This window comes from Colwellia hornerae, assembly GCF_007954355.1.
In the GTDB taxonomy this organism is placed as follows: Bacteria; Pseudomonadota; Gammaproteobacteria; order Enterobacterales; family Alteromonadaceae; genus Colwellia_A; species Colwellia_A hornerae.
Map to the genome: position 1 here is coordinate 70,591 of NZ_VOLR01000021.1, position 10,478 is coordinate 81,068.

9 protein-coding genes and 1 rRNA gene are annotated in these 10,478 nt (G+C 37.9%); 4 read left to right on the plus strand and 6 right to left on the minus strand.

All coding sequences use genetic code 11. The features are described 5' to 3' along the window. Positions 1-74: 74 nt before the first annotated feature. The 3 genes from uvrA (at position 75) to ESZ26_RS14600 (ending at position 4,577) form a co-directional block, all read left to right on the plus strand. The gene (uvrA, locus tag ESZ26_RS14590) at positions 75-2,924 is read left to right on the plus strand and encodes an excinuclease ABC subunit UvrA (protein WP_146800195.1); all 2,850 of its coding nucleotides are present in this window, start codon (positions 75-77) and stop codon (positions 2,922-2,924) included. A gap of 104 nt (positions 2,925-3,028) precedes the next feature. Beyond that, the gene (locus ESZ26_RS14595; protein ID WP_146800196.1) at positions 3,029-3,685 is read left to right on the plus strand and encodes a fused MFS/spermidine synthase; all 657 of its coding nucleotides are present in this window, start codon (positions 3,029-3,031) and stop codon (positions 3,683-3,685) included. Next, positions 3,678-4,577: a spermidine synthase gene (locus ESZ26_RS14600; protein WP_146800197.1), complete on the plus strand. Its 900-nt coding sequence runs from the start codon at positions 3,678-3,680 to the stop codon at positions 4,575-4,577. Before ESZ26_RS14595 ends, ESZ26_RS14600 begins: the two co-directional genes overlap by 8 nt. Positions 4,578-4,628: 51 nt before the next feature. On the opposite strand, the gene ESZ26_RS14605 is transcribed toward ESZ26_RS14600, so the two are convergent. Next, positions 4,629-5,117, minus strand: a complete 489-nt coding sequence (locus ESZ26_RS14605; protein WP_146800198.1) for a hypothetical protein — start codon at positions 5,115-5,117, stop codon at positions 4,629-4,631. 140 nt (positions 5,118-5,257) lie between these two features. Here ESZ26_RS14605 and ESZ26_RS14610 point away from each other — a divergent pair, with 140 nt between their 5' ends. Then, positions 5,258-5,749, plus strand: coding sequence for a TlpA family protein disulfide reductase (locus ESZ26_RS14610; RefSeq protein WP_223271658.1), 492 nt, complete (start codon positions 5,258-5,260; stop codon positions 5,747-5,749). 94 nt (positions 5,750-5,843) lie between these two features. On the opposite strand, the gene ESZ26_RS14615 is transcribed toward ESZ26_RS14610, so the two are convergent. The 5 genes from ESZ26_RS14615 to rrf all read right to left on the minus strand — a co-directional run bounded on the left by ESZ26_RS14615 (position 5,844) and on the right by rrf (position 10,279). After that, positions 5,844-6,608 carry a PepSY-associated TM helix domain-containing protein gene (locus ESZ26_RS14615; RefSeq protein WP_146800199.1) on the minus strand — a complete coding sequence of 255 codons (765 nt, stop codon included), beginning with the start codon at positions 6,606-6,608 and terminating at the stop codon, positions 5,844-5,846. Between the two features lie 48 nt (positions 6,609-6,656). After that, the gene (locus ESZ26_RS14620; RefSeq protein WP_395881310.1) at positions 6,657-7,169 is read right to left on the minus strand and encodes an FMN-binding protein; all 513 of its coding nucleotides are present in this window, start codon (positions 7,167-7,169) and stop codon (positions 6,657-6,659) included. Positions 7,170-7,284: 115 nt separating this feature from the next. Then, positions 7,285-8,445 carry a porin gene (locus ESZ26_RS14625; protein ID WP_190278409.1) on the minus strand — a complete coding sequence of 387 codons (1,161 nt, stop codon included), beginning with the start codon at positions 8,443-8,445 and terminating at the stop codon, positions 7,285-7,287. Between the two features lie 378 nt (positions 8,446-8,823). Beyond that, on the minus strand, positions 8,824-9,939 hold the full coding sequence (locus ESZ26_RS14630; protein WP_146800201.1) for an MltA domain-containing protein: 1,116 nt from the start codon (positions 9,937-9,939) through the stop codon (positions 8,824-8,826). A gap of 225 nt (positions 9,940-10,164) precedes the next feature. Continuing rightward, positions 10,165-10,279: ribosomal RNA gene (gene rrf / locus ESZ26_RS14635) — 5S ribosomal RNA — on the minus strand. Positions 10,280-10,478 lie beyond the last annotated feature (199 nt).

The following is a 10,478-nucleotide window of genomic DNA, read 5'->3' on the forward strand; positions in this document are numbered from 1 at the left end:
ACTTTACGTGGAATAGCGATAGCGAATCTATTGGGTTTGTTCACATTCGGAGTAATTTATTAGAGTGGATATTTATGAAAAATATTGAAGTACGTGGCGCTAGAACGCATAACCTTAAAAACATCAGCTTAGATATTCCCAGAGAAAAATTAGTCGTTATTACCGGACTTTCGGGCTCAGGTAAGTCTTCACTCGCTTTTGATACTTTATATGCAGAAGGACAGCGACGCTATGTCGAGTCACTTTCCGCTTACGCGCGCCAATTTTTATCAATGATGGAAAAGCCTGATGTTGATCATATCGAGGGCTTATCGCCGGCAATCTCTATCGAACAGAAATCAACATCTCATAATCCCCGCTCTACTGTGGGTACTATCACCGAAATTTACGATTACTTACGATTGCTTTACGCCCGTGTGGGCGAGCCACGTTGCCCAACTCATCATCAGCCTTTAGCGGCACAAACAAATTCACAAATGGTCGATAAGGTTTTAGCGCTTGAAGAAGGTACTAAAGTCATGGTACTTGCACCTGTATTGCAAGGTCGAAAAGGTGAGCATGTAAAGTTACTCGACAACCTGGCAGCACAAGGCTATATTCGCGCTAGAATCGATGGCGAGGTCTGTGACTTATCAGATCCTCCAACGCTAGAGCTTCACAAAAAGCATACCATTGAAGTGGTTGTTGACCGCTTAAAAGTAAGAGACGATATTCAACTTCGCTTGTCCGAGTCATTTGAAACTGCATTAGGCTTAACCGCTGGTACCGCTAAAGTTGCCTTTATGGATGAACCTGACCGTGAAGAATTAATTTTTTCAGCTAATTTTGCCTGTTCAAAGTGTGGTTATAGCATGCAGGAGTTAGAGCCTCGTCTATTCTCATTCAATAACCCAGCCGGTGCTTGTAAAACCTGTGATGGTTTAGGTAATCAACAGTTTTTTGACTCTGCTCGGGTTATCACTAACCCTGAATTGAGTTTAGCCGGTGGTGCAATTCGTGGCTGGGACAAACGTAATTTTTACTATTTTCAAATGCTACAAGCACTTTCTGACCATTATAAATTTGCCCTTGATAAACCTTTTGAAAAATTATCCAAGAGTGACCAAGACCTAATCCTCCGCGGTAGTGGTAAGCAAGAAATTGAATTCAAATATATGAACGACCGTGGTGATGTCGTTATTCGTAAGCACCCGTTTGAAGGTATAATTAATAATATGGAGCGCCGTTTCCGCGAAACAGAATCCAATGCCGTTCGTGACGAATTATCAAAATACCTAAATAGCCAACATTGTCCTGATTGCAATGGCAGTCGTTTGCGTCTTGAAGCGCGCAATGTTTTTATTGCTAATACCCCACTAACTGATATTGCCGAGCTATCTATTTCTGACGCGCTAGCCTTTTTCGAAAACTTAAATTTATCGGGACAGAAAGCACAAATTGCCGAAAAAATTCTTAAGGAAGTTTGTGAACGCTTAGGCTTTTTAGTTAACGTTGGCTTGAATTACCTTAATTTATCACGCGCTGCTGGCACCTTATCAGGGGGTGAAGCACAACGTATTCGTTTAGCGAGCCAAATAGGTGCGGGGTTAGTTGGTGTAATGTATGTGCTAGACGAACCATCAATTGGCTTACATCAACGCGATAATGAACGTTTATTAAAAACCTTGATCCATTTACGCGATTTGGGCAATACCGTGATTGTGGTTGAACATGATGAAGACGCTATTCGTGCCGCAGATTATGTTATTGATATTGGCCCAGGGGCCGGTGTTCATGGTGGTGAAATCATTGCTCAAGGTGATGTTAATGACATTTTAGCCTGTAAAAACTCGCTAACAGGTCAATACCTTTCAGGGCGAGAAGGCATAGAGATACCAAAAGTTCGTGTTCCCTTTGATAAAAACAATGTTGTTGAACTAAAAGGTGCTACCGGTAATAATTTAAAGAATGTTGATTTAGTCATCCCCAATGGTCTAATGACTTGTGTGACTGGTGTTTCTGGTTCAGGAAAATCGACCTTGATTAACGATACCCTCTTTAAACTTGCTCACATTGCTTTAAATGGCGCAACGACACAGGAACCGGCACCACATAAAGAAATTATTGGTTTAGACTTACTTGATAAAGTCATCGATATTGACCAAAGCCCCATTGGCAGAACACCCCGTTCAAATCCTGCAACCTATACCGGTATATTTACCGCTATTCGTGAAATTTTTGCCGCGACCCAAGAGTCACGTTCAAGAGGTTATAAACCGGGACGCTTTAGCTTTAATGTTAAAGGCGGACGTTGTGAAGCTTGTCAGGGTGATGGTTTAATCAAAGTTGAAATGCATTTCTTACCTGACGTTTACGTGCCTTGTGATGCATGTAAATCAAAACGTTATAATCGCGAAACGTTAGAAGTAAAATACAAAGGCAAGAGCATTCATGAAGTGCTAGATATGACCATTGAAGATGCGTTAACCTTTTTTTCGCCGATACCTGCTATTAATCGTAAATTACAAACATTAATGGATGTTGGGCTGAGCTACATTAAATTAGGTCAATCGGCGACTACCCTTTCAGGCGGTGAAGCGCAACGGGTTAAATTATCAAAAGAGCTATCAAAACGTGACACCGGTAAAACGCTTTATATTCTTGATGAACCCACCACAGGTTTGCATTTTCACGACATTAAACAACTAATGCATGTTATTCATCGTTTACGTGACCATGGCAATACAGTTGTGGTGATAGAGCATAACTTAGATGTGATAAAAACAGCCGATTGGATCATTGATTTAGGCCCTGAGGGTGGCTCTGGTGGTGGAGAAATATTGGTATCTGGTACACCAGAAGATGTTGCCAAACACAAAACATCACATACCGCTCGTTTCTTAAAGCCGTTACTCGATAAGCAATCCGCTAAAAAACGAAAATAAGGATTAACAAACAAAAAAGGCGCGACACCAAATTGACTTGGTATATCGCGCCTTTTGTCGTTAAGATAGAAATACTTACTACAAAAACTATAGATAAGCATTAAATGACCGAGCAACAAACACAACCTAAGTGGCAAAACCCATTCATTTACCTACTCGCTTTTTGTAGTGGCTTTTGCATCATGGGCATTGAACTGTTAGGCGGCAGAATACTTGCGCCTTTTTTTGGCAGTAGTGTTCATATCTGGGGCAGTATAATTACCGTGTTTATGCTGAGTTTATCGTTTGGCTACTTGGCTGGTGGTAAGCTGTCGACACAAAATGCTTCTTTGAAAAAATATGGTGTTATTTTTGTATTAGCAGGCATTACCATCTTACCCGTTGCATTATGGTCAACAACAATAATGGAAGTCATCTTCTTGAATATTGAAGATTCTCGCTATGGTTCTTTACTCGCCTGTGCCGCGCTCTTCTTTATACCCACGATTATTTTAGGGATGATCTCCCCTTACTCGGTCCGCTTATTAGTAACGGATCGAGATAAGAGCGGTCAAATCGCGGGAAAACTATACTTTGTTTCCACACTAGGCAGCGCCTTAGGCACTATTCTTACTTCATTTTATCTGGTGCTCTTTTTTGAAGTGAATAGTATTATTATGGTGTTTAGTTCGATATTAGCGTTATTAGGGCTGATTGCGATTGTCTTAAATAAATCGGTAAAATCGGTTAGCTTCAGTACAGTAGGTGTTGTAAATGAGTAAACTTAATTATTCAATGTTAACTATTTTTATCCTGATTTTTCTCTTTGTTAATAGTAGCAACGCGGAAGTTGTTCACCAAGAGCGTTCGTTATATCGTAATATATTGGTTGATGATCAAGGTGATTTACGTTGTTTGAAATTCAATGTTAGAACAACTAAAACAAATCAAAGCTGCTTTTATAAAACGGCCCCTCAACGTTTAGTCTTTAATTATACAAAATTACTCTTTTCCGGTTTGTTATTAATTGAGCAGCCCAAAAGTATTCTTATTGTTGGTTTAGGTGGCGGAACTATGTCAAACATCCTACAACAACTTTACCCAACCAGTAAAATTACCAATGTTGAAATAGACCCTGCCGTTGTAAAAGTTGCTCGGCAATATTTTGGTTTTCTCGAAAACCAAGCTGTTTCATCAGTCATACAAGATGGCAGAATTTTTATTAAACGCGCGCTGATCAGAAAACAACAATACGATTGGATAATTCTTGATGCGTTTAACGGTGATTACATTCCTGAACACTTATTAACGCAAGAGTTTTTACAAGAAGCTAAAGATTTACTTAGTCCCGAAGGTGTATTGAGCGCTAATACTTTTTCAATCAGTGATTTATATGCACATGAATCGGCTACTTATAAAGAAGTATTTGGCGATTTTTACAATGTACGTAACTATAAAAATAGTAATCGCATTATCTTAGCTGCCAAAGGAAAACTGCCTAGTATTGAATTAATTAATCAGCGAGCAAAAAAATTACAATCACGTTTAACACCTTTCAATATTGATTTATTAAAGATCAGCCAACAAATGACACCCATCAGTATCGAGCAAGATTGGCCCGAAAACACTAAGTTATTAACCGACCAGTTTTCGCCAGCTAACTTATTGAATTAAGAGGGGGAGCACTTAACTTTGTGCCCTTACCTTTAACTAATTGTTCTGCAATTACTTTAAATAGCTAATACTTTGATCGGTTACACAACGAGTAAAGCTTTTTTGTCTTTCTTCTCGGCTTAAAGTTGAAATACTTGCTGTTACCATCGCCATTCTTTCTAATTTCTGCTGCGCCGGTAAACTTGATAATTGCTCAGAAAAACAGCCTTGCAAACCATAATTCAAGGCAGTATCAGACTTTGTTGTTGCTCCCGCTAAGCAGGCTGTTAATTTTTCAGCCAGTAAATTACGGTCCATGTCTTCAACAAGTTCCTTTACTTGATAATTAGCATTACCGCTATTTTTAGCTTGGTCACAAGCAAAAAACATATCGGCAACCGCAACTATCGGTATTAAGCGCTCATGTTGAGCGCTAAAACGTAATTTAAGCCACTTATCATGCTCTAGTTGTTCTAGGGTTTTATCTGCTGAAGCATTCGCTATGCTTAATGATAAAATAAAACCAATCAACAAGGCGCTAGTCTGTAGAAATATTCTCATAATTTGGTCTAAAAGGTAAAATATTACCTGCAATTTACCTTACTCATCATTAAAAATACAATTATCGTTTTATAACTATCACACTTCACCTAATTTAATATCCGTGCTTTAATAAGAAAAACTCTGTTAAGTAAAATACTATGAATACTAGAAAATTAATGCCATTGTTGTTCTCTTTCCTGACTAGCCTCTGTTTTACAACGGTAAGTTTTGCTGAGCCAACCGCACAAATAAACGTCTTACAAAATTTTGATAAATTAATTGCTGCTCACAAAGGACAGGTGATCTATTTAGATTTTTGGGCATCTTGGTGTGGGCCTTGTCGAAAATCATTCCCCTGGATGAACGAAATACAAGCGCAATATAAACAGCAAGGCTTAATTATTATCAGTGTTAACGTTGATAACAACAAAGCCTTAGCAGAAGAATTTTTGGCAGAAGTTCCTGCAAATTTCACTGTATTTTATGACCCAAAAGGTAAAGTCGCTCGCAAATTTAAATTAAAGGGCATGCCTAGTAGTTACATCATTGACCGTTCAGGAAAAGTAGTTAGTGCCCATGTTGGCTTTACTGAAAGCAAGAAAGAAAAGTATCAACAGGAGTTAGCGGCTTTACTTAACGTTATTGAGTAAAGCACACTTGCTAAACAAGAGCTAAGTTATGAGTAGGACAATCCTGCTCTAACCTCAACAAGTGCTGTGTTTGAAAAGTAGCTAGAATTAATCTTTAACGTTTTTTATAGGTAAACTTTAACCAAATATAAATACCACTCACTGAAAGCAAAATTAGCATCAAAGCGACAATGTCCATAAACCAAACACCAAAGTTGCCAAATAATCGGCCAGAGTGAGCATCAAGAATCACTCTTTCCCAGTTTAAAAACTGCGATTGAAATTTGCTGTTCGCCATGATTAACTCATTCTCTGTCAGCGTAGCACTTTCGATCCAAGACGGTTCGACCAGTGTACTGATCATTTGCCACTCAAATAAATCACTATCACCTTGATAATAACCCGCTGGAGTATTTAAAATTAGCTGTGCACCGTTAATGCTAAATGCTGAGATAGGAACAGGTAAGTCACTAGAACTATCGATTTTATCAACAAGTAGCCCCTCGTCAGTAAAAATAACAAGCTGTTTTGTGGTAACCAATAAAAAATAAGATTGAAAGCGACTAAGACCAATAACAGGGTCATCACTTTGAAAAACCACTTTGTCGTCTAGCCAGATAAGTTGGTCAGTGACTAACCATTCTTTTTGTTGATAAAAACGAACATCACTAGGGGACTTAATTCCATAATGATTAAGCAGTATCGAGCTGGTAATTGATTGATGTGCTAAAGAAAACAACGTGGTATGGTTTAAAGCGATACCAGAAACAGAAAGAAAAATAAGGAAGAATGCAGCAAATATACCCAGTCGGCGGTGCCATTTGCGTAGATGACGAACAAGACGATTACGTATTAAATGTACTGATTTTTTATTTATCATTGGGGTGCGAGTTAAACCTATCTAAATAAACTTATAACTGGCAAAAAATTAAACTTTTACCTTTTTATTTAACCACAATGCCAAGCGTGCAACTTTAGTAAGCGCTCGTACCGACATGGTTGCGCCTGTTATACCATCAATATGTTGATTAAGCATGTTTTCTTTGGTCAATGACGCCGACTTAAATTGATCTGTAAAAAAATCATGTCGAACTTCATCGCCACGAGACTCTCGATAAACAAGTACTTTAAGGTCCACTACCTGCTCATCTTTGATATGAACACCAATAGTAATAGGTTGTTCTTTGCCTATTTCCTCAAGCACCCAAACTGTGGTATTTTCTTGCTGCCAGTACCTTACGCGTAAACGATTATATTCATGACTCATAATATCACTGATTGCCACTTTATCATGATCGGTTAACCATAGCGCTTTAGATTTTGGTGAATCACCATTAAAAGAACTGCTAATAAACTGCTTAGATGTTTGATAAATACCATTCGCAAACACCGTTGTTTGCAAGCTAAGTAAAATCAATAAAGTGAATATAATTTTAATCACATGTCACCCTTTAGCATAAATAAATTTGTTAAAACATAAAAGTGAATGTGCAGATAATGCCCATTCACTTCCATGTGTAATATGACCTAACGCAAGTTTACGATAAGTAATCCTATTAAAACTGGTAGCCGAAGCCTAAGTTAAAGCCTTGCGAGTCTTTCGAACCTCCCAATTCTTCATAATCAGCTTTTAGTACAACGTTTTCATGTAAATAATAGTTGATACCGACGCTGCTTGATTCGACAGCACTAGAAGAACTAAAACCTGCTTCGTTATTATATTCAGCATAGCGGGCGAAAGCCCCTAGTTGTTCGTTGAACATATATGAAGGTTCTACATACCAACCTGTTTGCTCATCTCGACCTAATGCTTCAGCTTCTTTACCGTAAATATTCCAAGTTGCATATAATGCACGAACGGTAAAATTATCAACTTGATAAATAGCATGGGCTTCGATTAATGTCGCAGCGGCTTTATCAACACCGACTGAACTTTGGGCTAAATCTGTTTGAAACTGTACCGTTGCAGCTAGCTCTAATCCAGGGATAGCGGTATATTTTATACGGCTGGTGTAAGCTAGATTTTCAGCCGAAGCGTTAGAAACTTTTTGACGTCCACCTCTAATTTTGTAGTCATTCCCAACGTTTAAGCCACTAGTTATAGCGGTATCAACAGCTATACCTGGCGCCAACTTAAAGTTAGCTGCAACACCGGCTTCCCACCACGTAGCAGGAATAATATATTTTTCAACACCATTACGTTCAACACCGTAAAAAGTTGGTGGCTCATGAGTTTCGTTTATTATGCCAACCGGAACCAAGAATAAGCCTGTTTTGGTAGTAATAGTATCGCTATAATCATACTCAACGTAAGCTTGTTCTAGCTCAACTTCGCCATCTTGTCCTTCACCAGCAATGCTATGTTCTAATTCGAATTCAGAGAAAAAGCGAATTTTATTGGTGAACTCATGGCCAAAAAATAAAACGAAGCGATGAAAGTCAACTTTCGCGTCAGTATCTTTATAGTTGTTGTAATGCAATTCGCCATAACCACCAATAGTTGTTTTGTTAGATGCAGTTGTACTACTACTAGATTCTACCTGATCAGCAGTTGCTTCTAAGCGCTGTTCTGTTTGATCTAAACGTTGTTCTAAGCTCTTTAATACTTCTTGTTGCTGGGCAATAACTTTACGTAATTCCTCTGTATCGTCATTTGCAGTAACAGCCGTGCTAGCAAATAAGCCAACAAGTGCAGAAGCAATTAAGGTTTTCTTCATCATGGGTTCATGTCCGTTAAAGTTTTTAGAGAGAGTATTTTATAATTAAAGCGATAATACACATGAATAAAGCTTAATGCAAACGATTATCATTAAGTCTTTCGTTTGTGTTTGATAAAGATCAAGGTTTATACTAAATACAAGCTATATCCTATAAATGGTAGCATCGATATATGTTATGTTTGTAATGTAGTTAATGTCTTCGCCGTGCAGTTTACATGAATGATCAATATAAGCTTAAAAGAAAGTAAGTACTGAATCATGTCCCTATAGACTACCAGCCAACCCTAGTATAAACGCTACACCTGAAGATATAACAGCAAGCATTTTAGATAAAAGACTCGCTAATGCTGTTTTTTATTGCCTAATCAGCCTTATTTACTTTAGTAAAATTAACCAAGCCTTAGCGTAGTCGGGTAAATGTTTATTAGCTTGGTGATAATCACTCCAACCTTTGTAGCTGTCTACTAACATATCTAATTGGAATAAATTATCATCGAACGCTCCACCTTGATCAGCTAGGACACCAATCCGTGATATATTTTCATTATTACGGTCATAGCTAACCATAAAGAGTTTACCTAACCCTAGCTGCTTTACATTACCAGCAAAGGTTACTTGGGATTTTAACGCTATCTTATCCTCTTGCTTTTGGCCATAGCCCATAATGCTAGGGACCTCAATAAAATACCAATATCTTGCTTGCTCTCGTTTTCCTAGTGCATAATCATAAGCTATCCCGTTATTACGGTGAACATTAAAGTAACGAACTTTTCCACCAACGTTTACCACACCAGTACCTTGTAACAAAACATCATGTAATGCTTCTTCAGATAACCAAATTAAAGGTTTAACCGCTGTATTTGTTGATAGGGCTCCTGCCATAATATCTTGTCGGGTATACCTATACCTTATTAATTGCTGTTTTTGGTTTTCAGCTTGCTCTAATGAAAGGCCTACCTCATCAGTCGGTAAGGCATACAAAGCTTGATTATATTTTGTGGTTTTAACGGTACTGGCATCTAATAATTTTGTATAATATTTAGTAAGAAAAATTTTATCTTTTGGAATACTATTTAGTAATCGACTTTTAACTTCATTGGTACTTTTATTTGCAATAAGTTGTGCTGTCTGTGTATCAGGGAGCCAACGAAAAAAATTAAAATTCTCTTTTACAAAGGCTATATCGTGTAAACGACTTTGTCGCTTTGCTCGTACGTCCTCGCGATAAGTTGTACAAATAAACGCTAATGTTTGTTCAACATTTTGGATGCTAATTTTATTATTAAATACGGTCCCTGGGTGTACTGCAAACTTATCACTAGTAACCTCTTGTATGTAAAGCTTAGTATTTTCAGTCACTTGACATAAGTCACTTGCTTTGAAATCACCAAGTTTATTAATACTTGGTAATTTTTCAAGGACGAATTCATAAGAATTCACTTGAAATGTAAACAGCAATACAGAGGTAAATAAACATATTAAGTAGCGCATTAATCTGACCTATTAAAACTTTTTCAATATTGTAACTATTAAGCTAATAAAAGATATAGGTTTATCATAGAACAAACAGCAAAATATCCTACTCTGACATCAGCATGACTAATATAAGACACGCTACCCTTGTTATCAGTGCATGCTAATTATGGGTTTTGTCTTTTTTAAACGCCAGAAAGCAAAAAACCCGTAGCATCAGCTACGGGTTTCTCTTAATTAGAAGCCTAGCAATGTCCTACTCTCACATGGGAACTCCCACACTACCATCGGCGCTACTGCGTTTCACTTCTGAGTTCGGAATGGGATCAGGTGGTGCCACAGTGCTATTGTCGCTAGACAAAAAGGTTACAATCTTGAAAGCTGTTACTCGTTAGAGTGATAAATACAAAAGCGTTTTCTTATTCAATTTACGTTGTGCGTGATATTGCTTTTCAGCAATGTGTCAGTCTTTTACAAACACTTCGTAGTAAAACTACTTGGGTGTTGTATGGTTAAGCCTCACGGGCAATTAGTATCAGTTAGCTCAAGACCTCGCA